This window comes from Solwaraspora sp. WMMD791 (genome assembly GCF_029581195.1).
In the GTDB taxonomy this organism is placed as follows: Bacteria; Actinomycetota; Actinomycetes; order Mycobacteriales; family Micromonosporaceae; genus Micromonospora_E.
The window spans coordinates 5,682,904-5,708,525 of the sequence record NZ_CP120737.1 but is presented as its reverse complement, the minus strand read 5'-3'; the positions used below and the strand labels follow the sequence as shown (position 1 = coordinate 5,708,525).

General features: G+C 71.0%; 29 protein-coding genes and 1 pseudogene. 16 read left to right on the top strand and 14 right to left on the bottom strand.

Annotated elements, in window-relative coordinates; genetic code table 11:
* Positions 1–222: 222 nt before the first annotated feature.
* Complete coding sequence (locus tag O7623_RS25665) at positions 223–903, bottom strand: methyltransferase domain-containing protein (protein ID WP_282225527.1); 681 nt, start codon at positions 901–903, stop codon at positions 223–225.
* Between the two features lie 87 nt (positions 904–990).
* On the opposite strand from O7623_RS25665, the gene O7623_RS25660 reads away from it, so the two are divergent.
* Positions 991–1,926 carry an AraC family transcriptional regulator gene (locus tag O7623_RS25660; RefSeq protein ID WP_282225526.1) on the top strand — a complete coding sequence of 312 codons (936 nt, stop codon included), beginning with the start codon at positions 991–993 and terminating at the stop codon, positions 1,924–1,926.
* 35 nt (positions 1,927–1,961) lie between these two features.
* On the opposite strand, the gene O7623_RS25655 is transcribed toward O7623_RS25660, so the two are convergent.
* Positions 1,962–2,426, bottom strand: a complete 465-nt coding sequence (locus tag O7623_RS25655) for a GyrI-like domain-containing protein (protein WP_282225525.1) — start codon at positions 2,424–2,426, stop codon at positions 1,962–1,964.
* Between the two features lie 168 nt (positions 2,427–2,594).
* On the opposite strand from O7623_RS25655, the gene O7623_RS25650 reads away from it, so the two are divergent.
* Together O7623_RS25650 and O7623_RS25645 are read left to right on the top strand one after the other, a co-directional pair.
* Entirely contained in the window at positions 2,595–3,155 is a 561-nt protein-coding gene (locus O7623_RS25650) for an NADAR family protein (protein ID WP_282225524.1), read from the top strand.
* A gap of 219 nt (positions 3,156–3,374) precedes the next feature.
* Positions 3,375–3,686 (top strand): annotated as a pseudogene (locus O7623_RS25645) (VanZ family protein); the annotation flags it as partial.
* A gap of 55 nt (positions 3,687–3,741) precedes the next feature.
* On the opposite strand, the gene rnhA reads toward O7623_RS25645, so the two are convergent.
* Positions 3,742–4,245 (bottom strand): ribonuclease HI, encoded by a 504-nt coding sequence (gene rnhA, locus O7623_RS25640; protein ID WP_282229574.1) that lies wholly within the window; start codon positions 4,243–4,245, stop codon positions 3,742–3,744.
* A 119-nt stretch (positions 4,246–4,364) separates the two neighbouring features.
* Between rnhA and O7623_RS25635 the strand changes: the two genes are divergently transcribed.
* Positions 4,365–4,985, top strand: coding sequence for a TetR/AcrR family transcriptional regulator (locus tag O7623_RS25635; protein ID WP_282225523.1), 621 nt, complete (start codon positions 4,365–4,367; stop codon positions 4,983–4,985).
* On the opposite strand, the gene O7623_RS25630 is transcribed toward O7623_RS25635, so the two are convergent.
* The 5 genes from O7623_RS25630 to O7623_RS25610 form a co-directional block, all read right to left on the bottom strand.
* Positions 4,982–5,602 (bottom strand): response regulator transcription factor, encoded by a 621-nt coding sequence (locus O7623_RS25630; RefSeq protein WP_282225522.1) that lies wholly within the window; start codon positions 5,600–5,602, stop codon positions 4,982–4,984. The genes O7623_RS25635 and O7623_RS25630 overlap by 4 nt on opposite strands.
* Positions 5,599–6,870, bottom strand: coding sequence for a sensor histidine kinase (locus O7623_RS25625; RefSeq protein ID WP_282225521.1), 1,272 nt, complete (start codon positions 6,868–6,870; stop codon positions 5,599–5,601). The genes O7623_RS25630 and O7623_RS25625 overlap by 4 nt, the downstream gene beginning before the upstream one ends.
* A gap of 56 nt (positions 6,871–6,926) precedes the next feature.
* Positions 6,927–7,682 (bottom strand): ABC transporter permease, encoded by a 756-nt coding sequence (locus O7623_RS25620; RefSeq protein WP_282225520.1) that lies wholly within the window; start codon positions 7,680–7,682, stop codon positions 6,927–6,929.
* Positions 7,682–8,587, bottom strand: a complete 906-nt coding sequence (locus O7623_RS25615; RefSeq protein WP_282229573.1) for an ABC transporter ATP-binding protein — start codon at positions 8,585–8,587, stop codon at positions 7,682–7,684. The genes O7623_RS25620 and O7623_RS25615 overlap by 1 nt, the downstream gene beginning before the upstream one ends.
* Positions 8,588–8,731: 144 nt before the next feature.
* On the bottom strand, positions 8,732–9,181 hold the full coding sequence (locus O7623_RS25610; protein ID WP_282225519.1) for a MarR family transcriptional regulator: 450 nt from the start codon (positions 9,179–9,181) through the stop codon (positions 8,732–8,734).
* Between the two features lie 124 nt (positions 9,182–9,305).
* On the opposite strand from O7623_RS25610, the gene O7623_RS25605 reads away from it, so the two are divergent.
* The gene (locus O7623_RS25605; RefSeq protein ID WP_282225518.1) at positions 9,306–10,022 is read left to right on the top strand and encodes an alpha/beta fold hydrolase; all 717 of its coding nucleotides are present in this window, start codon (positions 9,306–9,308) and stop codon (positions 10,020–10,022) included.
* Between the two features lie 96 nt (positions 10,023–10,118).
* Positions 10,119–11,516 (top strand): MFS transporter, encoded by a 1,398-nt coding sequence (locus O7623_RS25600; protein ID WP_348775109.1) that lies wholly within the window; start codon positions 10,119–10,121, stop codon positions 11,514–11,516.
* A gap of 132 nt (positions 11,517–11,648) precedes the next feature.
* On the opposite strand, the gene O7623_RS25595 is transcribed toward O7623_RS25600, so the two are convergent.
* Positions 11,649–12,269: a TetR/AcrR family transcriptional regulator gene (locus O7623_RS25595; RefSeq protein ID WP_282225517.1), complete on the bottom strand. Its 621-nt coding sequence runs from the start codon at positions 12,267–12,269 to the stop codon at positions 11,649–11,651.
* A 126-nt stretch (positions 12,270–12,395) separates the two neighbouring features.
* On the opposite strand from O7623_RS25595, the gene O7623_RS25590 reads away from it, so the two are divergent.
* A complete protein-coding gene (locus O7623_RS25590) occupies positions 12,396–13,715 on the top strand; it encodes an FAD-dependent monooxygenase (RefSeq protein ID WP_282225516.1) in 1,320 nt (439 codons plus the stop codon).
* A complete protein-coding gene (locus tag O7623_RS25585) occupies positions 13,712–14,608 on the top strand; it encodes an alpha/beta fold hydrolase (RefSeq protein WP_282225515.1) in 897 nt (298 codons plus the stop codon). Before O7623_RS25590 ends, O7623_RS25585 begins: the two co-directional genes overlap by 4 nt.
* A 76-nt stretch (positions 14,609–14,684) precedes the next feature.
* Here the strand turns inward: O7623_RS25585 and O7623_RS25580 are convergent, their stop codons facing one another.
* Together O7623_RS25580 and O7623_RS25575 are read right to left on the bottom strand one after the other, a co-directional pair.
* Positions 14,685–15,017 (bottom strand): glycoside hydrolase family 6 protein, encoded by a 333-nt coding sequence (locus tag O7623_RS25580; protein ID WP_282229571.1) that lies wholly within the window; start codon positions 15,015–15,017, stop codon positions 14,685–14,687.
* 351 nt (positions 15,018–15,368) lie between these two features.
* Positions 15,369–15,533, bottom strand: coding sequence for a hypothetical protein (locus O7623_RS25575; protein WP_282225514.1), 165 nt, complete (start codon positions 15,531–15,533; stop codon positions 15,369–15,371).
* 209 nt (positions 15,534–15,742) lie between these two features.
* Here O7623_RS25575 and O7623_RS25570 point away from each other — a divergent pair, with 209 nt between their 5' ends.
* From O7623_RS25570 to O7623_RS25550, 5 genes are all read left to right on the top strand, one after another.
* Positions 15,743–16,333, top strand: coding sequence for a SigE family RNA polymerase sigma factor (locus tag O7623_RS25570; protein WP_282225513.1), 591 nt, complete (start codon positions 15,743–15,745; stop codon positions 16,331–16,333).
* The gene (locus O7623_RS25565; RefSeq protein ID WP_282225512.1) at positions 16,269–17,402 is read left to right on the top strand and encodes a hypothetical protein; all 1,134 of its coding nucleotides are present in this window, start codon (positions 16,269–16,271) and stop codon (positions 17,400–17,402) included. Before O7623_RS25570 ends, O7623_RS25565 begins: the two co-directional genes overlap by 65 nt.
* A 141-nt stretch (positions 17,403–17,543) precedes the next feature.
* Positions 17,544–18,203, top strand: coding sequence for a hypothetical protein (locus O7623_RS25560; protein WP_282225511.1), 660 nt, complete (start codon positions 17,544–17,546; stop codon positions 18,201–18,203).
* A 61-nt stretch (positions 18,204–18,264) separates the two neighbouring features.
* Positions 18,265–18,792 (top strand): SigE family RNA polymerase sigma factor, encoded by a 528-nt coding sequence (locus O7623_RS25555; RefSeq protein WP_282225510.1) that lies wholly within the window; start codon positions 18,265–18,267, stop codon positions 18,790–18,792.
* Positions 18,789–20,171 carry a hypothetical protein gene (locus O7623_RS25550; RefSeq protein WP_282225509.1) on the top strand — a complete coding sequence of 461 codons (1,383 nt, stop codon included), beginning with the start codon at positions 18,789–18,791 and terminating at the stop codon, positions 20,169–20,171. The genes O7623_RS25555 and O7623_RS25550 overlap by 4 nt, the downstream gene beginning before the upstream one ends.
* Here the strand turns inward: O7623_RS25550 and O7623_RS25545 are convergent, their stop codons facing one another.
* Positions 20,172–21,092, bottom strand: coding sequence for a WYL domain-containing protein (locus O7623_RS25545; RefSeq protein WP_282229570.1), 921 nt, complete (start codon positions 21,090–21,092; stop codon positions 20,172–20,174).
* Between the two features lie 116 nt (positions 21,093–21,208).
* On the opposite strand from O7623_RS25545, the gene O7623_RS25540 reads away from it, so the two are divergent.
* Entirely contained in the window at positions 21,209–21,892 is a 684-nt protein-coding gene (locus O7623_RS25540; protein ID WP_282229569.1) for an alpha/beta fold hydrolase, read from the top strand.
* An 82-nt stretch (positions 21,893–21,974) separates the two neighbouring features.
* Here the strand turns inward: O7623_RS25540 and O7623_RS25535 are convergent, their stop codons facing one another.
* A complete protein-coding gene (locus tag O7623_RS25535) occupies positions 21,975–22,580 on the bottom strand; it encodes a TetR/AcrR family transcriptional regulator (protein WP_282225508.1) in 606 nt (201 codons plus the stop codon).
* 207 nt (positions 22,581–22,787) lie between these two features.
* Between O7623_RS25535 and O7623_RS25530 the strand changes: the two genes are divergently transcribed.
* Complete coding sequence (locus tag O7623_RS25530; protein ID WP_282225507.1) at positions 22,788–23,738, top strand: CPBP family intramembrane glutamic endopeptidase; 951 nt, start codon at positions 22,788–22,790, stop codon at positions 23,736–23,738.
* Here O7623_RS25530 and O7623_RS25525 read toward each other — a convergent pair whose 3' ends face one another.
* Positions 23,739–24,635: a helix-turn-helix transcriptional regulator gene (locus tag O7623_RS25525; protein WP_282225506.1), complete on the bottom strand. Its 897-nt coding sequence runs from the start codon at positions 24,633–24,635 to the stop codon at positions 23,739–23,741.
* Between the two features lie 103 nt (positions 24,636–24,738).
* Between O7623_RS25525 and O7623_RS25520 the strand changes: the two genes are divergently transcribed.
* Entirely contained in the window at positions 24,739–25,611 is an 873-nt protein-coding gene (locus O7623_RS25520; protein WP_282225505.1) for an SDR family NAD(P)-dependent oxidoreductase, read from the top strand.
* Positions 25,612–25,622 lie beyond the last annotated feature (11 nt).

The following is a 25,622-nucleotide window of genomic DNA, read 5'->3' as shown; positions in this document are numbered from 1 at the left end:
CGCCGCCAGCACCTCGTCGCCGACGACGATCCGGGTGACGCCGGCGCCGACCTAGTGTCGACCTGCCCCCCATTCCAGCACCTCCGGCCCGCCGTACCGCCGGAAAACCGCAGCCTGCATCCGGTCCACCTCGCGTGATCCGTGCTCACCGGAGACCGTCGCAGACCTCAAGTCGACGCGAAGCCAGGTCGCAGCTCCCCCGGTGTCGAGCCGCGACGGTGGTCAGTCGCAACGCTGCGCAGAGCCGCCGGCGCGGTAGAAGACGAAGCTGGCGAGCCGACCGAGTCGCCCACGGCTGCGGCCGTTCTCCGTGCCGCCGGTCAGGCCGGCTTCGGCAAGCGCGGCCAGCACCCGCTCGGGCCGACTGGCCACCAGCCGGGGGTCACTGTGCAGACGTCCGGTCCCGTGCCCCGGGGCCGTACCGTCGATGTCGACGACGTGCAGCTGACCATCGGGGCGCAGCACCCGCCGGATCTCCCGCAACGCCCGGGCCCGTTCCTCGTCGGCCAGATGGTGCAGCATGAACGCGGACAGCACCCGGTCCACGCTGGCGTCGGGCAGCGGGAGGTCGCCGGCGAAGGCGACCTCGTAGCGGATCGGGAGTCGGGCGCGGTCGGCCTTGCGGCGGGCCAGTCGCAGCGCTGCCTGGTCCGGGTCGATGCCGATGGCGTCGACGTCCGGCTGCCGGCGCAGCAGCGCCCGCAGCAGGTTGCCGGTGCCGCAGCCGATCTCCAGGACCCGCTGACCGGGGCGGATGTCGGCGCGGTCCAGCAGTTGCCGGTGCATCCGGCCCGCGCCGACGAGCCGGCTGAACGGGTCGTACAGCGGGAGCAGCCACTGCCGCCCCATCGCGGGCAGGTAGTGCTGCTGCCGTGGACGACTGGCGCTGCGGGGTCCGGTCATGTCACCCTCCGGTATCAGACGAGATTCGGTCACGGTTCCAGCGTCGGTCGCTGATCGCAGCGCGGCATCGGTGAAGTTGTGGGGACAATGCGACAAAATGTGGCTCCGGCTTCCCGCGTGGTCGGCGTCGGCGGCCGGGGTGTCCCGCTGGTCGGCTTCCCCCGGGTGCCTGGCGTCGCCCCGGTCGCGGTGGCCCGGATCCGGCACCGCATGCCGGCCATCGCCGCGATCCCCGCCGACGCGCACAGCCACGACTTCGTCGCGATCTGCTATGCGGAACGGGCCGACGCGACGGTGTGCATCGACGACCGGACCTGGCCGGTGACCGACGGGGACCTGCTGGTCCTCGCCCCGGGGCAGATCGTCTCCTTCGGCGAGCGACCTGAGCGGCTCGCCATCGACGGCTGGGTGGTGTGGTTCCCGGCCGACGCGGTCCGCCCCGGCACGACCGGTGCGTACGCCTCCTGGCGGGGCCACCCGCTGCTGTTCCCGTTCGCCCGGGGCACCGACCGGGCGCAGCGGCTGCACGTACCGCCGGACGACCGGGCCGCCTGGGCCGGGCGCTTCGCCGCACTCGACGAGGAGCTACGGGCTCGCCGCGACGGCCACCAGGACGCCGCGCTCGCCCACCTGACCTTGCTGCTGGTGGCTGCGGCCCGGTTGTCGACAAGTGTCGCCGACCAGCTGCGCGCCTCGGACGAACCGCTGCTCGCGGCGGTGTTCGACGTCATCGAGCAGCGCTACCACGAACCGATCTCGCTGGCCGACGTCGCCGCCGAACTGTCGCTCACCGCCGGTCACCTCACCACTGTCGTACGCCGCCGGACCGGCCGCACCGTCCAGCAGTGGATCATCCAGCGGCGGATGCAGCAGGCCCGCGTGCTGCTCACCGAGACCTCGCTGACCGTGGCCGCGATCAGCCGCCGGGTCGGCTACCCGGACGTCAGCTACTTCATCAAGCGGTTCCGGGCCGAGCACACCGTCACCCCGGCGCAGTGGCGCGCCGCCGGGCGTACGCCGTAGGGCCGGCCGGCTGCGGCGGTCCGCTCGGTTTGCGGCTACCGCTGGGCTTCGAGGTACGGGTCGGAGCCTGGGACGTGTACGTAGAGGTCGTGTACCTGCGGCTGGCTGTCGGCCCGGTAGCCGAGGTCGAGCTTGATGCCGCCGACCGTTCGTCCCTGATCGCGCAGCCACTGTTCGACGGCGCCGAAGGTCTCCCCGATCTCCGCCACCGGCCCGGTGTGCCGGCAGTACGCCCACTCGCCCGCCGGCACATGGGCGACCGCCCACGCACCGGAGACGGGCGTCCGCGGCGGCACAGCCACCCCGACGACCTCGTGGTACCGACCTTCGCCGAGGTGGTAGCTCGCCTCGGCGAAGGTGCCGTCGGCGGATGGCGGCAGGGCCGCGCACCGGTCGAACAGCTGCCGCCACGCGGCGGGGACCAGCGTGCTCAGGTCCTGGAATGGCGCGACGACCGGCAGGCCGATCACGACGACCGGCTCCCGGCTGACGATCTGCATGGTGCCCCCTCGTTGCCACTGCCAGTAGATCATGCTGGCGCGACTGCTGGACCGCCCCCCACCAGGCGATCGACGACTGGGCGGAGCGTCGCGGGGCGGGTCGCCACCGGCGCGTACGGGCGGTGAAACGGCTGGTGCCGTCGTGCCGTCGGCGGCAGACTGGCGGCCATGCTGGCACAGGTCCGGGACGTCGCCGAGTTGATGGCCGCCGGCCACCGGGTCAGATTCCTGTTCTTCTGGGGTCATCGGCCGGAGGCCGACGGCAGCGTCGGGGCGGGGTGCCTGAGCCAGTGGTCGCCGATCGGATTCACTGTGGACGGGATCGAGTTCGCCACCGCCGAGCACTGGATGATGTGGCGCAAGGCGATTCTGTTCGACGACCGGGCCATGGCGCAGCGGATTCTCGCCGCGCCCCACCCTCGCGCCGCCAAGGTGCTCGGCGGCCGGGTCGCCGGCTTCGACCAGCGCACCTGGAACGCCCACCGCGTCCCGATCGTGGTCGCCGGTAACCTGGCCAAGTTCAGCCAGCACCCCGACCTGCGCGCGTACCTGCTCGCCACCGGGGAGCGCGTCCTGGTCGAGGCCAGCCCGATGGACCGGATCTGGGGCATCGGGATGACCCGCGACGACCCGGCCGCCACCGATCCCACCCGGTGGCGTGGGCTCAACCTGCTCGGCTTCGCCCTCATGCAGGTCCGGGACACTCTGCGGGAGAAGGCGGGCGAGTAGCCGCCAGCGGTGGGGATCGCGAAGGCCGAAGGGTGGTACGGCGTGCCGGGAACGATCACGGGGGTGGTCCTGTACACGGTTGCCGTACTGCCGGTGGCCGCCTTGGCGGTGTGGGCGTTGGCGTACCGACGGACCGTCGCCGGTGCCACGCCCGCGCGGGCGTGGCGGCGCTCGGTGGCCGAGGTCGGCATCGGGTACGGAACGGTGCCCTGGGTCTGGATGATCCTGCTGCCGGGCGACCGGGCCGGCACCGTCGACGGTCAGATGAGCCTGGTGCCGCTGCGGGATCTGTTCACGGTCCTGGCCAGCGATCCAGTGACGGTGATCGTTCAGGTCGTCGGCAATCTGCTGGTCTTCGCCGCGCTGGGGTTCTTCGCCCCGCTGCGGTTCGCGGCGCTCGCGTCGGTGCCGCGGATCCTGGCCCTCGCGGCCGGCTGCTCGGTCCTGGTCGAGACCGCGCAGTACGTCCTGCGGCTGGACCGGGTCTCCTCGGTCGACGACGTGCTGCTCAACACCGTCGGCGCCGGGTTGGCCGCCTTGGCGTCTCGTCGCTGGTGGTACGGCACGCCCGGCGTGCGCCCGGCTTTCACCGCCCCGTACGGCGGCGCGGCTGCGGCACCGGCGGCACCGGGACGCCGGCCGCCTCCAGCGCGTCCCGCTGACCGCGTGCGGCGAGCCGGTCGGCGCGTTCGTTCTCCACGTGGCCGGCGTGACCCTTGACCCAGTGCCAGACGACCTCGTGGTGGCGGGCGACGGCCGTGTCGAGTTCCCGCCACAGGTCCTCGTTCTTGACCGGCTCGCCGGCTTTGGTACGCCAGCCGTTGCGTTTCCAGTTCGCCATCCACGACATGATGCCGTTACGGACGTACGTGCTGTCGGTGTACAGGTCGACTGCGGACGGACGGGTCAGCGCGGCCAGCGCCCGGATAGGGGCGGTGAGTTCCATCCGGTTGTTCGTGGTCAGGGTGGCTTCACCGCCGCAGAGTTCCTTCTCGGCTTCGCCGTACCGCAGCAGCGCACCCCAGCCACCCGGCCCCGGATTGCCGCTGCACGCGCCGTCGGTCCAGATCTGCACCCGCGTCGCCGCCACCCCGGTCACCCGGACAACCTACCGTGACCGACTCAGGGCCCGGCTCGGCGCTCCACGATGCATCTCGTACGGTAGGCTGAAATGGAGATCATCTCCATTTGGTCGACCACGAGGTGCTCATGACCGATACGCCGCTACCCGCCGGCACCAACCGCCGGCCGCTGCGCGCCGACGCCCAGCGCAACCGCGCCGCCCTGCTCGCCACGGCCCGGGAGCTCTTCACCACCGGCGCCTTCTTCGACCTACGCTTCGACGACTTCGCCCGGCTCGCCGGGGTGGGCACCGGCACGCTGTACCGCCACTTCCCCACCCGGGAAGCGCTGGCCGAGGCGGTCTACCGCGAGGAGGTCGCCACGCTGTGCGGTCGCGCCCGCGACCTGCAGGCCACGCTGCCCGCAGCCGAGGCGTTGGCGACCTTCCTGCGCGACATGGTCGACTACCTGCACGCCCACGCTGGCCTCGCCCGGACCCTGGTCACCCTCATGACCACCGGATCCGGCACCCTCGCCGAGGGCAGTCGGGCGCTGGAACAGGCTGTCACCGACCTGGTGGCCGCCGCCGCCCGCAGCGGCGCCGTCCGCGACGACGTGGGGGCGGGCGCCGTCATGATGGCGTTGCACGGCATCGGCGCGGCCCACGACCGCGACGACTGGCGGGCCGAGGCCAACGGCGTCGTCACCCTCGTCCTGGACGGGCTGCGCCGGTCCCCTACGGACGCAGCCCGGCCGCCTGGCGTCTAACGGAGCAGGCCGCGCCGGTAACCTTCGGCGACCGCAGCGGCCCGGTCCCGTACGCCGAGCTTGTCGTAGATGTGCTGCAGGTGGGTCTTGACGCTCGCCTCGCTGATGAACAGCAGTCTCGCCGCTTCCCGGTTGCCGGCACCGTCGGCGACCAGTTGGAGTACCTCCCGCTCCCGGCTGCTCAGCGCCAACCCGGTCGGCCGGCGTACCCGGCCCATCAGCCGGCCTGCGGCGGACGGCGCGAGGACGGACTCGCCACGGTGGGCGGCCCGGACGGCCCGGATCAGGTCCTCGGGTGGGGTGTCCTTGAGCAGGTAGCCGGTGGCGCCCGCCTCGACCGCCGGCAGCACGTCGGTCTCGCTGTCGAAGGTGGTGAGCACCAGTACACGCACCGAGGGCGCGGCCCGGGCGAGGGCGGCGATCGCCTCGACGCCGGACATCTGCGGCATCCGCAGGTCCATCAGGACCACGTCGACCCGCAGCCGTACCGCCTCGGCGACCGCCTCCCGGCCGTCGGCGGCCTCGCCGACCACCTCGATGTCGGGCAGCCCTGCGAAGGCACCCCGGAGTCCGTTGCGGACGATCGGGTGGTCGTCGACGATCAGGATGCGGATCATGATCGCAGCATCGGGATCGCCGGCACCCGTACGCTGATCGCGGTGCCCTCGGCCGGGCCGCTCTCGATCTCCATCGCACCTCCCACGCTGCGAACCCGCTGCCCCATGCTCCGCAGGCCGAAGCCCTGGTCCGAACCACCGTTCATGCCCCGCCCGTCGTCACGGACGTCGAGCAGGACCACGTCGGTCAGGTAGGACAGAGTCAACCCCACCCGGGACGCATCCGCGTGGCGGGCCACGTTGTGCAGCGCCTCCTGCGCGACCCGCAACAGCGTGACGTCGATCGCCGGGCTCAGCGTGACCTGTTCGCCGGTGACGTCGAAGCGCACGGCGATACCGGTGTCGTCCGCCCAGCGCTGGGCGAGCTCGCTTAGCGCCGCCGGCAGATGGGCGGCCTCCAGTTGGCGCGGCTGCAACGCCTGCACCGACCGACGGGCCTCGTCCAGACTCTCCCGGGCCAGGTCCAGCGCCCGGTCCACGTGCTCACGCGCCCGGTCCACGTCCTCACGCGCCCGGTCCACGTCCTCACGCGCCGGAGTCGGCGAATGCCAGACCCGCTGAGCCGCCTGCACCTGGGTGATGATGCCGGTCAGGCCCTGCGCCAGCGAGTCGTGGATCTCCCCGGCCATTCGTTGCCGCTCGTCGCGCACGCCGGCCTCGCGGGCCTGGGCCAGCAGTTGGGCATGCAGCCCGGCGTTTTCCTCCAATGCCGCCTCCAGCCGGGTGACCAACTGCTGGCGCCGCTCGTGCTGCCGGGTGCTCCGCTCGGCGAGCACGATGCCGGCGCTGATCGCCACGGTCTGGATGACGATCACCCCCAGGTAGGTGCCGAGCGACTGCACCGTCGCGGCCGGCGCGGCGGTCGCCATGGTGTTGATGGCGATCGAGGTGCCGAGCACACCGACCGCCCCCAGCGGCCAGGGCCGCAACTGGTACGCGTGGAAGAACCCGGTGATGGCGAAGAGCAGGAAGATCACGTCACGGGCCATCAGCGCGACGCTGAGCGTGAGCAGCCCGGCGAAGTAGATCAGCATCGGCAGGGTCCGCCTGCGGCGGTCCGGCGGCACCCGGGTGTGTCCCAGGTACACCCACCCGGCGGTCGCCCCGACCAGGACCAGGGTGATCGCATGGTCGCGCCAGGTCTGGCCGGTCTGGGTCAGGGCGATCGCCGTCGAGGCGGGCAGCAGCAGCCAGGGCACCAGGACGAGCAACCTGTCGTACCAGCGGTCCCAGCCGGGGCCGGTGTCACTGCTCGTCGACGCTCGCACCTTCGCCTCGCTCCCGGTGGAACAGCTTGGCTCGCTCCCGGTGGAACAGCTTCCGCTCATTGCCAGCGGAACAGCTTCGCCGCCGCACCGCCGGCGACGACCGCGATCAGCGCCATTATCCCGAGTCGCAGCAGCTGTGCGGAACCTGCCGCCCCGGCCACCGCGTCACCCGACCAGCCGGCCAGCAGCGACTGCGCCCCGGGCGGGGTGTAGTCGCCGAGGCGCATCAGGAAACCCGGCAGGAGAAAACGCGGCAGGAAGACGCCGCCGGCGAACATGGTCACCATGTACCCGACCATCGCCAGTCCGTTGGCGACCCGGGCGGTGGGTGCGACCGCGGCGATCAGCATGCCGATCGCCAGGATCGCGCCGAAACCGAGCAGGAACGCGGCGGCGAACCCGAACGGCCGGCGCGGCAACGGCACGTCGAGGACCAGCCAGGCCGAGACGATCAGCAGTACGGCCGCCGCGACCGCCGCCGCCAGGGCAACGATGAGCTGCGCCACCAGCACCGTGCCGGGGTGGACCGGAGTGGTGGACATCCGCCGAAGGATGCCCCGCTCCCGGTAGCCGGCGACCACTCCCGGGATGTGCTGCAGCCCGACGATGCCTAGGCCGAGCACGAGCGCGCTCGGGGCCCAGAGCTCGACGAACCGCACGCCGCCGAACTCCGGCGACGGTTCCCGCAGCGCGGGGACAGCGCCGAGCCCGAGCAGGATCACGGTCGGGAACAGCACCCCGAAGACGACCGCCGTCGGTTCCCGCAGGAACAACTTCGCCTCGGTGACGGTGAGTTTGTGCAGCGCGGACATCAGGCAGGCTTCTTCCCGGTGAGGGCGACGAAGGCGTCGTCCAAGCTGGCCTGCTCGACCCTCAGGTCCTGCGCGATGATCTGCTGCCGGGCCAGGATGGTGGTGACTGCCTGCACAAGGTTCCCGGTGCCGGTCACCACCACCTGACCCCCGTGGCACTGGACGCCGGTCACCTCGGGCAGGTCGGTCAGCAGCCGCTCGTCCAGGGCCGTCAACGGGCGAAACCGTACCCGCTGCTCGGCCGCCACGGACGCGACCAGACCGGCGGGGGTGTCGAGCGCTACCACCCGCCCGGCGTCGATCAGCGCGAGACGGTCACAGAGCCGTTCCGCCTCGTCCATGAAGTGGGTGACGAGGACGATCGTCACGCCGGAGTCGCGTACCTGCTCGACCAGGTCCCAGGTGGCCCGCCGGGCCTGCGGGTCGAGCCCGGTGGTGAGCTCGTCCAGCACGGCGACGGCGGGTCGGCCGGCCAGGGCGAGCGCGACCGACAGTCGCTGCTGCTGCCCGCCGGAGAGTTTCCGGTACGGGGTGTCGCGCTTGCCGGCGAGCCCGAGCATGTCCAGCAGCCGCCGCCCGTCGGCCGGCTCGCGGTAGAACGACCGGTACAGATCCATCGCCTCGGCCACCGTCTGCTTGTCCGGCAGCCGGTGCTCCTGCAACTGCACCCCGACCTTTTCCCGTAACTCACGCCGGTCGCGTCGTGGATCGAGGCCGAGCACCGTGACCTGGCCACGGTCGGGGGTACGCAGACCGCTGACGCATTCGACGGTGGTCGTCTTGCCTGCGCCGTTCGGGCCGAGGATGCCGAAGATCTCGCCCGCCTCGACGATGAACGACACATCGTCGACGGCGACCGTGTCCCCGTACCGCTTGTGGAGGTTCGTCACCTCGATGATCGCCATGGTTGTCAGCGTGGCCCGCCGCCGGGGTTGCCGGATCACCCGGCCGGCACCGAGGTCGGTCGATCCGCGCATCAACCGATCGGTTGACGCCCGCCGTGGCCTCTGTCCTGCTGCGGTCCGCCGGTACGTGGCGGGACACGAAGGTCAGTACTTGTCGCTGCAGGAATCCGCGTCGGCGACCTTGGTCAGCAGCCGCTCGAGTTGATCTCGCTCGTCGGAGGAGAGCGCGGCGAACAGGTCGTCGTCCGCGCCGTTCAGCGCCGAGTCGACGGACTGCAGCGCCGCAGTGCCCTGGGGCGTGATCGTGACGATGTGCCGGCGGCGGTCGGCAGGGTCACGCTGCCGAGAGGCCATGCCCAGGCTTTCCAACTCGTTCAGTACCGCGACGAGCGCGCTCGGGTCGACGCCGAGGAGGTCGATCAGTGCCTGCTGGTTGACCGGCCCGTCAGCCAGGTGGGTCAGCGTGAAGACACACCGCATGGTCAGGCCCTGAGCGGCCAGGGTGTCACGGACGCGGGCACTGGCGACCGCCCCGCGACCGGCGAGGAGTACGCCCAGCTGCGCCAGTGGCGCGGTGCGCGTCGTCGATGCCATGTGACCCATCATACCCGGGGCCAGATTGTACGGCGATCACAATCGTTGTAGCCTCACAATCATTGGGCCGGCTCCACCATCGGGCAGGAGTCTGGCAATGCTCGTCATCCATCGAAGGAGAAGCATGTCCACCTACCTGCTGGTACACGGCGCATGGCACAGCGGCACAGCCTGGAAGCGGGTGATCCCGCCATTGACCGAGGCCGGACACCGGGTCCTCACTCCGTCACTGACCGGCTACGGCGACAGGGCCCACCTGCTGAGTCCGGCCACGGGTCTCGACACCCACGTCGAGGACATCGTGCGGCTGATCAAGACCGAGAACCTGACCGATGTGGTGCTGGTCGGACACAGCTACGCCGGGATGGTCGTCACCTCGGTGATCAACGAGGTCCCGGAACGGATCGCGCAGCTGGTCTACCTGGACGCCATGGTGCCCACCGACGGCGAGAACGCCATCGACGTCATTCCCCTGACCCAGTTCCTGATCGACCAGGCCGCCCAGACCGACGCCCCGTGGCGCATCCCGCCGCTACCGGAGCAGCCCGACACCGGACTGTTCGGCGTGACCGATCCCGCCGACAAGGCGTGGCTGCGCACCCTGCTCTCCGATGCCACAGTCCTCTCCTTCCAGCAGCGGGTCCAATTGGACAACCCGGCGGCGGACCGGATCCCGCGTACGCACATCGAGTGCACCGTCGGCGCCCCGCCGCACCGGCGGCCGGTACCCCCGGTACAGCCCAACGGCACCCCCGCCCAGCGGTGGGAACTGGCCACCGGGCACGACTGCATGGTCACCGCACCCGTCGAGCTTTCCGACCTGCTACTCAAGCTCGGCTGACCGCCGCACGGCCGCCCCTGCCTACCCTGGCGTCGCGCGTAGGCAGGGCGGCCATCGGCGACAGTCACCGCTCAGCACACGCGAAACGGACCTGGTGTGACCCCTCCTGATGTGACCCGACAACGACTCCGGTCGCCCCGTGGAGCGTTTGCCGCCCTGCTGTGCGCGGTGCTGTCGTTCTCGCTCCTGCAGACAATGGTGATTCCCGCGCTACCGGAACTGCGTACCGAGTTCCGCGCATCGCCCTCGACCATGTCCTGGGTGCTCAGCGCGTTCCTGCTGACCTCGTCGGTCGGCGCGGTCCTGCTCGGACGGCTCGGCGACATGTTCGGCAAGAAGCGGCTGATGCTGGTCAGCCTCGCCCTCCTCGGGCTCGGAACGCTCACGTCGGCCCTCGCCGCCGAGGCGGGGACGCTGATCGCCGGCCGGGCCGTCCAGGGACTCGGCGCGGCCACCTTCCCGCTCGCGTTCGGCCTGGTGCGAGACATGTTCGACCGCGACCGGGTGCCCGTGGTCATCGGTACGATCAGCGCCACCTTCGGCATCGGGTTCGGCATCGGACTTGTCGTCGCCGGCCCGATCCTGGACCACCTCGGCTGGCCATGGATCTTCTGGATCAGCCTGATCGCCGTCACGATCGCGTTCGCCGCCATCGCGACGTCGATCAGCGAGACCCCGACCCGGTTCCCCGGCCAGATCGACTGGCTGGGCGCGATCCTGGTGACGGCCGGACTGGCTGCGGTGCTCCTCGCGATCAGCCAGGCCCGGACGTGGTCGCTGCCTGCCACCGCCGCACTCGTCGTGTCCGGTGCCGTGGCGCTCGCGGTGTTCGCAGTGGTCGAGCGACGCGTCGACGAGCCACTGATCGACCTGTCGATGCTGGGACGGCGGTCGGTGCTGGGCGCGAACCTCGTCGCCCTGCTCATCGGCTCCGGACTTTACAGCGCGTTCAGCCTGGTCCCGCAGTTCGTCCAGACGCCAACCGACGCAGGCTATGGATTCGGTGCCACGCCGACCGGGTCCGGGCTGTTCCTGCTGCCGATGGCGGTCACGATGCTGATCGCCGGTCCCGCCGCCGGGCGGCTCGGTGCCCGTACCGGTTTCAAGAGCACGCTCGTGGCGGCCTGCGTGATCAGCCTGGCCGGCTTCGTCGTGATCGCTGCGGGACTCGACTCCGCGTGGGCCATCGCGACCGGTGCCGGCATCATCGGTATCGGCGTCGGCTTCTCCTTCTCCTCGGTGATCAACCTCGTCGTTTCCGCCGTCCAGCCGCAGGAGACCGGCGTGGCCACCGGCGTCAACACCATCATGCGCACGATCGGCGGGGCGCTCGGTGCCCAAGCGGGGCCGGTGATCGTGACGTCGGCCCTGGTAGCCGGCACGTCCGTGCCGGCCGAGTCCGGCTACGCAGTCGCCTTCGTCGTCTCGGCGGCGGTCATGGCCGCTGCGGCGCTCGCCGCGCTGGCCGTACCAGGTTCTCGCCCTGCCGCCTGACGCGATCCTCTGCGGCGCGACGGGGCACCCGTTCTGCCTGTGTCCGTGCCGGAGTAGCGCCGCGCGCAGGCGAGGTGTCCGCATCGGGTACGTCGCCAGTCGTTGACATCTCGGCACCCCCTCGACCGATGCTCAGTGGAGCACCCGGTGCCAGAGCCGGGCGAGGTCGGCCAGATTCTGCGCGTCGGAGGGTTCGGGCTCGGGTCCGAACATGAGGCCGGCGAGATCAGCGGTGGCCAGGAGCAACGCAGCGAGTTGCCCGCGGTCCGGGTCGTCGGGGAGGTGCCCGGCCCGAGTGAGATCGTCGGCCAACCGGTCGGCAATCTCACGCAACGAATCCATCATGACTCTCGCGAGCACGCGGTTGTAGCCGACGGCCTCGTTCACCACGGCGGGAATGGGGCCGAGGGAGCGCAAAAGCTGGACCAGCTCGGTCAGCCATCGCTCGATCCGATCGAGGGTCGGGGGCTCGTCGGCCAGCGACCTGAGGTGGCGCGCCATCACCGGGTTGATCGAGCGGGCGATCTCGTCGGCCAGCTCGGCCTTGCCGGAGAAGTGCATATAGAAGGTCGCCCGGCCGACTCTGGCTCGCCGGGCGATCTCGCTGATGGTGGTGCTGCGGTATCCGTCCTGGGTGAACGCGTCGCGGGCAGCCGCGATGATCTGGTCGCGAGTGCTTTGCTTGCGCTGGTCGCGCAGGGACGGCTGGGCAGCGTCGGGGGACGCGGCTGCTGATCGGTTAGACGCTGTCACCCCCGTAGGTTACCCAAACCTCACTGGACACCTGTCTGTTTACAGACATGTGTCCGTTGACAGACAAGTGTCTGGTGATTTACGTTGCCGTAACGGACCATGCCGCAGGCGACACAGGAGGCCGTGGTGAACGCACAGGTTCTGATCTCCGGCGGAGGGATCGGTGGACTGGCCCTGGCGCAGGGCCTGACCCGACACGGCTTCGATGTCCGCCTCTTCGAGCGCAACCTCACAGGCGGAAACGCCGGGTACCGCCTGCATATGAACGCTGACGGCGGCAACGCTCTCCAGGCCCTGCTACCGCCCGACCTGTATCAGCTGTACCAGCACACCTCGCGGGCCGACCCGCGCCGGGAGCAGTTTCTGATGCTCGACGAGCAGCTCCGGACCTTGGGCGCACGCCCGCACATCGGGCCACCCAACGTCGGCGCGCTGCGACACACCGCGGTCCACCGCTGGACCCTGCGCCAGATCCTCTCCGCCGGGCTGTCAAACGTGATCGAGGCCGCGACGGTCACCGGCTACGAGGAACGCGGTGACCGCGTCGCGGTCCTGCTCGAGGACGGGTCCACGGCCGAAGGGGACCTGCTGGTGGCCGCGGACGGCGTCAACTCACCGATCCGGCGGCAGATGCTGCCGCAGATCCGCACCATGGACACGGGCCTCCGCGCGATCTACGGCCGATCCCCGCTGACCGACGACATCGCCCAGACCCTGCAAGGACAACTGTTCGACGGATTCGTGGTGATCTTCAGTCGGCTGCTGTTGGACAACGGTGTCCTCGCACTTGGCGCGTTCCAGCCCCGGATGCCGTACCAGGAAGCGACCGCCCGATTCGCCCCGCAGGTCGAACTGTCGCCCATCGAGCCGTACATGATGCTCGGCGCGTCGGTGCCGCGAGTCGTCACTGACCGGCTCGGCATCGACCTGGACACGGCCGCCCAGTCCGACCTGCGACGAGCGATGCGCGCCCAGGTCGAAGGCTGGCATCCCGATGTGGTCGGCCTGGTAGAGCGTGCGCCCGAGAGCGACATGTTCGTCACCGCAATGCGATACCTCGAGCCGATCCCACCCTGGCCTTCCGGCCGGGTCACCCTGCTTGGTGACGCGATCCACGCGATGCCGCCCAGCCTGGGGGCCGGCGCCAACCTCGCCCTGCGCGACGCCGCTCTGCTGGCCGAACGGCTCGCCGAGGCTCCCGACTCCGGTCCCGCCCTCGTACGCGCCGTCGCCGCCTACGAACAGCAGATGCGCGACTACGACTATCCGATCCTGCGGAAGGCCATCACACGGGAGGGTGCCGCCTCCGGCTTCACCCCGCTCGGCCTCATCCGCTTGGCCCGACTTGTCGGGCCGGTCAATCTCGCTCGCAAGGCCCTCGAGGACCGTAGGGCGAGCTTCGCCACCTCACCCCGTCCCGTTGAAGAGTCTGGAGCCCAACCATGACAGCTCACGACGTCGAGATCGACGCCGAAGGTGTCACCCTGCGTGGCCGGCTGTTCCCTCCCGACGGCGACGGGCCCTATCCCGTCGTGGTCCTGCAGGGAGGTCTCGGCGGCCCAGCGGAGTCCATGTACCCGCTCGTCACACCGTTCACCGACGCCGGTATCGCCTGCCTTGCCTACGACCACCGCAACACCGGCCTCAGCGACGGCGAACCACGGCAGCAGTTCGACCCCTGGCGGCAGTGCCGCGACCTCAGGCACGTGATCACCTGGCTGCGCATGCACCCCCTCGTCGACGGTGACCGGATCGGTCTCTGGGGCATCAGCATCGGCGGCGCCAACACCTTGTTCGTCACCGCCCTCGACAAACGGGTCCGAGCCTCGGTCGTGCTGATCCCACCGGTCAGTGGCATCTCCGCCCGCCGGCTGCAGCCCGCCGATACCATGGCCCAGTTGGAGGCACGCATCCCGGCGGACCGCGAAGCCCAGTATCGCGGCGAACCCGCGCAGGTCATGCGGCTGCACGGTATCCCGGCCCCGGACGACCCCGTGATGTTCTCCGACCATGCCGGAATCGAGTTCGTGGAGCAGATGCTCAAGAACGTTCCGAGCTTCCGCAACGCGATCACGCTCTCCACCCTCGACTACCTCTTCGAGATGGAAGTGACCGCCTACGCCGAACGCATCACCCAGCCGCTGCTCATGGTGCTCGCCGAGCAGGACACCGTGGCACCGGTCGACGAGGCCAAGGCGATGTACGACCGCGTACCCGAACCCAAAGTGTTGATCGAGTACCCGGGCGAACACTACGAAATCCTGTCCAACCACCTACCGGAGATCCTGCAACGGAGCGCGGACTGGCTGGCAACCACACTGCGCGGGTCGCGCACATGAACGAGCTGGACCCGGAGCGAGCCTTGCCAGGCGGACCGGCCTGAGCCACCTGTACTGGCCGGCAGCGGCGTCGGCGTCACAGTGGCGGGTAGGCGTACTGCATCAGTTGCTGGAACTGGGCCGGGAACCAGTCGCCGGCGGCCGGCGCGGCGGTCGGCCGCTCGCCGAGCACGGCGCCGGTCTGGTTGCAGTAGCTGGCCTTGCTGAAGCGCCGGTCGATGCGGGACTGGTCGACGAAGACGTCCCGGTTCGGTGACGTGGACGGGCCGGTCGGGCGGGTCGGGCCGCCCCAGCCGTTGCGGGAGGTCTCGACCACGACGCCGATGTCCGGGTCGAAGCCGGCCGCGACCAGCCGGCCGCGCATCGCGCTGGCGAACGACAGTTCGTCGTTGTACGGGTTCCAGTCGATCCAGCGCGAGTAGGTGTACGGCGGGGGTCATCGGAATGAACGGTTCCCGCAACGGCGCGTAGTTGGCGGTGTTGGTGACGACGCCGCGTACGGCGGCCAGGGTGCCGCCAGCGGCGGTGGCGGCGTGGATCAGCAGGTCGATGGTGGAGGCCAGGTTCTCCTCCCAGCCGATCGCCCCGTGGTGTGCCATGTCGAGGTAGTTCGACACGTTCGGCAACGCACTGAGGGTCGCGAGCGCGTAGCCGGCGCCGTCGACGTAGCCGCCGTTGGCCAGCATCGTGTCGCAGAGCGGGGTCGCTTCGTAGCGCCAGCCGGTGTGGGTGACCAGGTACGGCAGCGAGTGCGGTTCGATCACCGCCACGATCCGCAGGTCCTGGCCGGCCGGCTGAGGATGTCGGCGATCGGGTCGACGAACTCCGCTTTGTACCGGGGCAGGTCGTTGGGGCCGACGTAGGGGTTGGTCGCCGACCGGCTGGCCGGGCCCGCCGCCGGGTTCGCGGTCACGGCCTCGGTCACGGCCCCGGTCGGGGCTGTGGTCGGGGCTGTGGTCGGGGCTGTGGTCGGGCCGCCTGGGCGACGCCGGTCGCGGCCGCGGGCGACCCGGCGGCGAGGATGGCGGTCGCGGCCAGAGCGGCGGTACGCAGTCTGATCGCGCACATTTCGGCGCGGCGTGCAGCGTTCTGGCGGGCCGCGACCGTCCTGTCACCATCGGAGGGAGCAGCCCGGTGACACCAGAGGACGAAGATGAATTCCGTGAGTTCGTGGCGTCCCGGATGGGCGCGCTGCGGAACCTGGCGTTCCTGACCTGCGGGAACTGGCACGCCGCCGAGGACGCGGTCGCCAACGCACTGTCGAAGCTGTATCCGCGCTGGGGACGCCTCGACCACCCGGACAGCTACGCCCGGACCATGGTCATCCGGGCCGCGATCGACGAGGTCCGTCGGCCGTGGTGGCGCCGTGAACGGCTGGTGGGAGATGTCATGCCCGATCTCCCCCACGCCGACCCGAGTGGAGCCGTCGACGACCGGATTCGGATCCGTACGGCGCTGCGCGCGGTGCCGGTCCGCCAACGGGCCGTGCTGATACTGCGGTTCTACCTCGACCTGACCGCCGAGGACGCGGGAAAGGTCCTCGGCGTACGCGCTGGCACGGTCCGGAGCCAGACGGCCAGGGGCCTGGCGAAGCTACAGGCGGCTCTCGCCGCCGAAGGAGTGGTCCTGGAAGGGATTACGGAGCATGAGGAGTGGGCCGATGCGAATGCAGGATCTGGTGGATCTTGCGACGTCAGAGTCACCACCGCCGCGCTACAGCGTTGACGACATCGTCGAATCGGGGCGGCGTGCCCAGCGTCGTCGCAGGTTCGGTTGGCTGACGGCCGCCGCGACGCCGGCCGCGGCCGGCGTCGCGGCGGCCGTCATGGCACCGTCGCTGCTCGGCGGGGCGTCCCCACCGGTCACCGGCGACCCGGTCGGCGAGGCAGCGGGTGCGGCCCAGGCCGCCGCGGTGCCGGGGCCACCGTTCACCTACACCTTCACCGGCTACCGGGTCGGGAAGCTGCGGGTCGCGGACCCGGTCATCGTGTCGACCGCCTACCAGCTCACCAGGGTGTACGCGGACGGCATGACAACCAACGACATGTCGGAGAAGGGGGACTCGGGGCTGAACCCCTGGCGGGACGAGCCGAGCTTGCACGCCTATCTGACGGTCTACCGGCCCGGCGCGTACGACCCCACGACGCTCGTCGACGCGCAGAGCGTGACGGTCGCCGGCCGCCCCGGTCTCGAACTCAACAGACGATGGCTGAACTGGGCGGCGTACCGGACCCTGGCCTGGGAGTACGCCGAGAACGCCTGGGCGGTGATCGACTCCATGTCGGACAACGCGAGCATGCCGTCGGCGGAGGATCTGCGCGACCTGGCCGCCGGATGGCGCCCCGCCCCACCGACGCCGGCGACGGTTCCGATCACGATGGACTACGTGCCGCCCGGATACAGCCTGGACGAGGCGGCGATGCACACGATGACCGGTCTGAACGGAATCGCGTCCGCTCGCAACGGTGACTACGCGGGTCTGCTGTTCAGCAGTCCGGCCCAGCCGACCACCGGCCTCACCGAGCCGTACGGTACGGGGCTGGACGAAGGACCGCCGGGTAGTTTCTTCATCTACGTCGGGCCGGCGGAGAACTCCAACCAGAAGCCGTCGCCCGGAATCACCTGTCTCGTCGGATTCTGCAACAGGTGGTACGCGGACGACAGCGTGAACGTGCAGGTTGCCAGCAGTGGTCGGCTGTCGAACGCCGAGATGACGAAGATCCTCGACGGCATCTCTGTCGGGAACGTGCACGACGACAGCACCTGGATCGAAGTGGGCACCGCGGTCCCCTGACAAGTTCCTCCGCAACCTCCTCCGCAACCTCCTCCGCAACGGCGACGGCCGCCCCTCACCGCCGGGCGGGTGGCCGTCACACGTCCTACCGAAAGGACTCGTCGGCTCCGTAGCCACGGACGTGCGGCATCATGCCCAGGCATGGACGCCAAGGAACTCATCGCCCGCCATCCGCAGGTCTTCCACACGATGTCGGCGGCGGCGTGGTCATCGGTGCAACGGCACGGTCTGCTGTCCACGCAACGCCTGATCGAACTGTTCGGCCTCGACGCGGACGAACGGGACCGGCTCCTGAACGCACCCCGCAGGCAGTCCACCGTCCTGCGTGCGCCCGGCCTGCCGCCGGCGGTGATCCGCGACCAGAAGCCGATGAAGTTCCTCGCTGAGAAGATCGATCCGGGCTCCTCGCTGGCCGAGTACCTCGCGGCCATCAACTCCCGGGTCTTCTTCTGGGCCACCCCGCAGCGGCTGGACCGGCTGCGCCAGGCGAAGGAGTACCGCGCCGAGAAGCAGATCGTCCTGCACGTCGACACCCGCGCCCTCGTCGAGCGGCACGGCCCACGGATTGAACTGTGCCGGCTCAACTCCGGGGCGGTGACACAGAAGAACCACCCCGTACGGGGACACCGGTCGTGGCTGCCGATCGCCGACTACCCCTACGACGAGTACCGCCGCCGGCATGGCCGCGATGGCGCACTGGTGGAGGTCACCGTGCTGGACGCCGTACCGGACATCCTCGACCTGACTGACCGGATCGACGGGCTACCGGAGCCGTTGCCGACCGACCGGCACGACGGCTGAACCCCGCCGGCTTCCCTCCAACGCGGTACCGGCCGGCGTCATACCGGCTGAGGGAGGCACCGTGACCCACCAGCACGACACGGCACACCAGGCGTTCGACGCCTTCGTCCGCCGCGAGCGCGACGGACTGTTCCGGGCGGCGTACCTGCTCACCGGCGACCGCCACCACGCCGAGGACCTGGTGCAGACCGCGCTCGCCCGGATGGTGCGCCGCTGGGGCACGGTCGACGAACCGGCCGCGTACGTCCGCCGGGTGCTCTACACGCAGTTCGTCAGCTGGTGGCGGCGCAGGCGCAGCCGGGGCGTCGAGACGCTCGTGGCCGACGTACCGGAGTCACACGCGCCGCCGCCGGCCGAGCCCGAACTGGCGATGGTGCTGGCGGCCGCCCTGGACCGGCTGACGCCACGCCAGCGGGCGGTGCTCGTGCTCCGGTTCTACGAGGACCGCACCGAATCCGACACGGCGGTCCTGCTCGGCTGCCGGGTCGGGACCGTCAAGAGCCAGACCCGGCACGCGCTCCAGCGGCTGCGTCAGGTGGCGCCGGAGCTGGCCGATTTCGCGACCCGCCGGGTGGAGGTGGCACCATGAACACCGAGACGATGCTCCGTGACGGCATGCGCAGTCTCGCCGCACAGGTGGCGGTTCCGCCCATGCCGGAGGACTTCTACGACCAGGTCCGCCAGCGGACCCGCCAGCGCCGGCTGGTCAGCGGCGTCGCCGTACTGGTGCTGGCGGTGGCCCTGGGGACCGGCCTGGCGTTGCGCCCACCCGGCGGGGCCGGCGGGCGGTCGAACCCCGTGGGCGCGGGGTCCGCAGCGGTCGGCCTACCCGACCGGCTGTACGTGCCACCGCTGTGGACCGCCACCGTCGACCAGTCCGCGCCCGGTGTCGCCGCGGCCATCTTCGGTGGCCCGGCGACCACGAACAACTGGGACGAAGGCCGGTTCGCCCTGGTGGCGGCCGGCGACGACGACTACCGGGTGTTCACCGACTTCATCTACACCGAGCCGGGGGTGACCGCTCTGCTCTCCCCGAACGGGGAGCTCATCGCCCGGAACCGGACCGTACGCGCGTTGGACCCGGACCGTACGCTGTCCATCTCGCTGCCCGGCGACCCGGTGGCCTTCTCCCCCGACGGCACGCTCCTGGCCTACGTGACCGGCGACGACGGCCCGTACGACGACGGTGGCGCACACCAGCAGAGCCGGATCGGCGTCTACGACATCGAGCGGCGGGTGGAGATCGTCTCCATCGACGACACCGGCAACCGCGACCAGGCGGCGGTGGCGCTGTCGGCGGACAACGGCAGCATCGCCGTCCAGCACAGCGGCACGGTCCGGCTGTACCGGACCGACACCGCGCGGCCGGCGGCGTACGCGACCATCCCGCTCGGCACCGAACTGCTGGCCGGGCCGGCGGCGTGGCTGCCCGACGGCCGGTCGCTGACGACCGTCCACCGTGGCTCTGGTGAGACCTGGCGGCTGGTCCGGTACGACGGGCGCACCGGGGAGCGGGCCGCCGCCGTCGACCTGCCTGCCCTGCCCGGCACCCGGTACGTACGGGTCATCGGCTGGCGCGACGACGGCAGCGCGGTCGCGGTGGCCGGTGTGCCGGCGGCCGGCACCCGGGTGCCGGACCTGTTCGGCGACTCCCCGTGGATCCCGGACACTGCCTGGGACACCGGGCGGGTCCGGCTGGTCGCGCTCACCCCGGGCGCGGCGGAGCCGACCGTCCTGCTGGAGACCCCGGACGGCATCGCCGACCTGGACGTGGCGGCCGACCTCGCCGTGGCGGGTCAGTTCCGCGACGCGGGCCGACCGGACACCGGCCCGCTACGGTCCGCCTTCGCGGTCACCGCAGCGCTGCTGGTGATCGTGGTCGGCGCTCCCCTGGCTGGCCTGGTCGCGCGCCTGCGGCGTCGCCGCATTCGTACGGGCACCAGCACCGCCGGCGGCGGCGATGGTTGATCAGGTCCGGGGCGACGGAGGTGGCAGTGCCGCGCCGAAGCGGGCCGCGACCGTGGCGACGGCGGCCCGCAGCTCGGGGCCTTGCTCCACAGTGAAGTCGAACGGGACGACGGCCAGCCACTCCTGGGCGTACATGGCGGGGTTGCGGGTGCTGCCGACCAGGACGCACCGGTCGCCGTCCGGGGTGAGGCGGCCCATCGGCGGCCGGATCCACGGGGCGACCTGCTCGTACGGCGCGTGGAACACGACCCGGGTGGGGTACTGCCAGCCGACGCCGAGATGCGTTTCGAGGGCGGCGACCGGGTCCAGGTCGTCGGGCGGTGTGAAGCCGTGCGGCAGCTGCCGTACGGCCCGGACCCGGTCGATCCGGTAGGTGCGGACCGCGTCGGCGCGGTGCGAGTGGCACAGCAGGTACCAGCGTCGGTGCCGGACCACGACCGCCCACGGGTCGACCTCGGCGTCGGACTGCTCGCCACGCTCGCCGCGATAGGTGATCAGGACGCGACGCCGGTCGGCGACGGCGGTGACGAGGGTGTTCGTGGTGGCGGGGTCGGGGCGGGCGGAATGCCGGTCGGGGGTGGCCGAGGCGTACCCCCGTAGTGCCGCCGCCTGCCGTCCGACGCTGTCGGGCAGCGCCCGGATGACCTTGCTGAGCGCCGCGCCGATCGGGTCGTCGGGGTCGATCGCGGCCGGCTGCCCGTCGAGCACCGCCATGACCAGGCCGAGCGCCTGTTCCTGGGTGAAGACGACCGGCGGCAGTCGGGTGCCTCGACCGAGCCGGTAGCCGCCGTACGGCCCACGGACCGACTCCACCGGGATGCCGGCCTCCCGAAGGATCCCGATGTAGCGTCGCGCGGCCCGCTCGGTCACGCCCAGGGCGGCGGCGAGCTGGTCGGCGGTGGTGCCGGGGCGTTCCCGCAGGATCTCGAGTGTGCGGACGGCGCGGGCGGTGGGGCTCGGACCGGTTCGCACAGCGCCGACAGTACCGGAAGTGGAACGTCCGGAATCGCCGTTAGCTTGAGGCCATGACTGATGCCGTGACTGCAGATCAGATCGTCCTTCTGGGTGGCCTGTGGCTCGACGGGTCGGCGTGGACCGACGTCGCGGCCGAGTTGAGGAAGCGGGGCCGGCACCCGGTGCCGGTGACCCTGCCGGGTCAGGGCGACGGGAACACCTCGGCGACGCTGGCCGACCAGCTGGCCACGGTGCTGGCCGCCGTGGACGCGGGCCCCGGCCGGTCGATCGTGGTGGGGCATTCGGCGGCCTGCACCCTGGCCTGGATGGCGGCCGACGCCCGGCCCGAACGGGTGGCAAGGGTCGTGCTGATCGGCGGGGTCCCGGCGGTCGACGGGGACACGTACGCCGACTTCTTCGAGGTCCGTGACGGGGTCGTGCCGTTCCCGGGCTGGGAGCCGTTCGACGGCGCGGACGCGGCCGACCTGGACGAGCAGGCCCGGCGGGACTTCGCGGCGGCGGCCGTTCCGGTCCCCGAGGGCGTGGCCAAAGGCGTCGTACGGCTGACCGACGATCGGCGGTTCGACGTACCGGTCGTGCTGGTGTGCCCGGAGTTCACGCCGGCCCAGGCGCGGGAGATGATCGCCGCCGGGCAGGTGCCCGAGCTGGCCCGGGCCACGAAGCTCGACCTGGTCGACATCGACTCCGGGCACTGGCCGATGCTCACCCGGCCCGCGGAGCTCGCCCGGATCCTCGCCGAGGTCTAGCGGCGCTGCCAGCTCCTCGACGACTGACGGCGGGACCGGGGTGTCGTTGCGCGGCACACTCCGGTGACGCGCGACGAGGATGTCAATTCTGGGCGTTGAGGACGCAGTCGACGGCCGTGTAGAGGGTTTCGGTTTCGGAGGTCAGAATCGAGTCCTCGGCGGGCAGGGCTCGTTCGACGGAAAGCCCGTGGAGGACGGTGAGCAGGAATCTCACTCGGCGTGCGTGGTCTTCCTTGGGGAGCGTGCCTTCGTCAGCGAGAACCGTCAGCCAGTACTCGATACGGCGCCACCCTTCCCGCTCCAAGGCGAGATACCCGGCGCGCACCTTCTCGCTCGGTTCGGGTGCGATGAACATCTGGTATGCCTTGCCCCACGCCTCACGTGCCTGCTCCCCGACGCCGGCGGGGGCGAGCACTTGCCGGAGACAGTTGACCAGTCGATCCCGGGCGGGTAGCGATCGGTCGTGGATCGGGTCGTCCGGGAACATCTGGCCGTAGATCCTGGCGAGCACGGTGTCCTGCAGGGCCCGTTGGGTCGGAAAGTGGAACCTGAGCGAGCCCGTGCTCACCCCGGCCCGTGCCGCGACCGCGCGGACGCTCAACCGCGCCGTCACATCCTCGGCGAGCATCGCGGCCGCAGCCGCGAGGATCCGTTCCCGTGAGCCGGTGCTCCGGTCGTCCTGTGCCATCCGCCACCTCCTGACACAGCGTACTAGCACGCCGTGCTAGCGTTGCCACTAGTACAGCGTGTTAGTGGCACACCCGTCCACCTACCGGTCTGGCTCAACTTCGCCCTCGCCGTCGGGGCCGGGCTGGGGAGCACCGAGCGGGCACTCCGCCTGCGGTACAGCGTGCTCGACCAAGCCGGTAAGTAACCCACTCCACAAGAGGAAGCCGTGACCACGACAATCAACACGAACTCACTACTCACTCCGGCCGAACCCCGCGATGAGCCGTCAGTTCCACAGGGAGTCGAATACCACCGGGTACTCGCCGGCGACAAACGCCGGATCGGTCGAGGAATTTTCGCGATCGTCCTCCTGCTGGCCGGAATCGTCATCTTCCCGACGGTCATCGGCAGGGCGGCGGCGCTCATCGACGTACGGATGGGCGACACCCCACCAATCTTGGGTGGCACCGACTACACGCCGCTCGCCCACGCCAGTGCGATGCTCTCCCTCGGCCTACTCATTCCCTGGAGCATGCTCATCCAGCGGTGGCTCTACGGCGTGCCTGGCGCGTCCCTGCACTCCGTGACATCGCGATTCCGCTTCGACCTGCTCGGCAGATCGCTGCTCATCTTCGGTCCCGCCTGGCTGGTGGTCAACGCCATCGGAGCTCTCACGCCCGTCGAGGAGTCCCCCTGGTCGCAGACCGACCTCATCGCCATCTTCCTCGCCACGATGCTCCTCACCCCGCTCCAGTCGGCGGGCGAGGAATACGGCGTGCGTGGGCTGATGTTCCGCGTGATCGGAAGCTGGACCCGCAGCCCGCGGGCGGGACTCGTCGCCGGAGTGCTGGTCTCGAGCGTGCTGTTCACGGCCGTCCACGGCGCGACGGATCCGTACATCATCGTCTGGTATTTCGTGCTCTGGAGCGGACTGGCCGTCATCACCTGGCGCACCGGTGGGCTTGAGATCGCGGTCATGCTCCACGCCGTACTCAACACGTTCACCTTCGTCCTGGCCACGTCCCTACGGGTGGACCTCGGTAGCGCGCTGCAGGACCGCTCAGCCGGAGTCGGCACGCCGTACCAACTCGTCCCCACCGTCGCGGTCATCGTCATCGCCGCGATCATCTGGTGGCGCACCCGAAGGACCGGACCAGCGCTCACCCCTCAGCTGTAGTCAGGTCGAGCCGGAGCTGGCTGATCGACGCGGGCCGTCTGGGGCACCCGCTCCGGTCGTCGGCGGGGGCACTCCGGTGACGCGCAGCAGGTCGAGCTTGTCGGCGTCCGAGGAGCCAGTGGGTGCCGTGTAGACGACGATGCGCAGGTCGCAGCCGTGCGCGGTCAACACGTCGCAGTTCAGGGTGACCGGGCCGACGACCGGGTGCGCGATCGTCTTGCGTTCGCTGGCGTGCGCGGCGACCGCGCCTGAGTCCCAGAGGGCGGCGAACCCCCGGCTGGCGGAGTGCAGCGACGCGATGAACGCTGCCAGCCGGCGGTCGTTCGGGTACGCGGCGGCCGTGGCCCGCAGGTCGGCGACGAGGGCGGCCGGCGTGCCGTCGGAGATCCCGTCCGGAGTGACGCGCGGCCACGCCGCCGACCTGTCTGGCGTGAACAGCACCCGCAGCAGGTTCCGCTGGTCCGGGGGCACGGCGGCCGGGTCGCCGAGCAGGGCCGCCCACAGCGGGGTCCAGGTGAGCAGGGTCCAGTCGGCCGAGAACACCCCGAGCGGGACGTCGCCGAGGCGGGCGGCGACCCGGGCCACCCCTGGCGGGATGTGGGTGCCGACGTCGCCAGCGGCGGGCGGGAGGAGCCCGGCGGTGCGGTACAGGTGGTCGCGTTCGGCGTCGGCGAGCTGCAGGGCGCGGGCCAGGGCGGCGACGACCTGCGGGGACGGGTGGCGGGCGCGGCCCTGCTCCAGCCGTACCACGTAGTCGACCGACAGGCCCGCCAGCGACGCCAGCTCCTCGCGGCGCAGGCCGGCCGTCCGGCGGCGGGCAGTGGCCGGCAGGCCGGTGTCGGCGACGGAGAGCCGGCCCCGCCACGCCTTCACGGCGGCACCGAACGCGCTGGTCACTCCACCAGTATCCGGGCCGACCCGATGCTGTTCCTGGTACCGCCGGTCCTACCGTCGCACCGGGTGATGGCTGAGCATCGCCGCAGCGACGACAGTCGCAGGCATGGACGAGACGATGCTGATGACCGGCGCGAGCCGGGGAATCGGGTGGCACGCGGCCGTCGCGATGCTCGCGGCCGACCCGGAGCTGCGGATGTTCGTGACCGACCGCACCGGCGGGCTGGCCGAGGCGCTGCGCGACAAGAGCGGAAACAAGCAGGTGTACGGCGTACCCGCTGATCTGTCGTCGTTGGACTCGGTGCGCGCCGCCGCCGACCACGTGCGGGAGCGGGCCCGGGTGACGTCGTTCGTCGGCAACGCGGGGCTGCAGGTGACCAGCGGGGCCCGGCCCAGCGCCGACGGGTACGAGGTGACGTTCGCGGTCAACGTACTCGCCAACCACCTGCTGCTGCGGCTGCTCGGCGACCAACTGCGGCGGGTGGTGATCACCGGCTCGGACACCCACTTCGGCGACCTGCGGCACAACCTGGGACTCGTACCCGCGCCACGCTGGCGGCCCCCGACGGAGCTGGCCCGCCCCGACCAGCCGGACACGGCGGTCGCCGGGCGGACCGCGTACTCGACCAGCAAGCTCGCCGTGATCTACCTGGTGCACGAGTGGGCGCGGCGGCTGACCGACGCCGAGGTGTTCAGCTGGAATCCGGGTTTCGTGCCGGGCACCGGGCTGGCCCGCGACGCCGGTCCGGTCGTACGGTTCGTGGCCACCCGGGTGCTGCCGCTGCTCACCTTGACCCCGCTGTCGGTCGGCCCGCGTACCGCCGGCGGTCACCTGGCGCGGGTGGCGACCGGCCCGGCGGTGGCGCCGAGCGGGTCGTACGTGAATCTCGGGCGGGCCGAACGCTCGTCGGACGAGTCCTACGACCCGCAGCGGGAGCGCGAACTGTTCGCCGCCGCCGACGCCCTCACCGCGACCTGACTGCGGGTGCG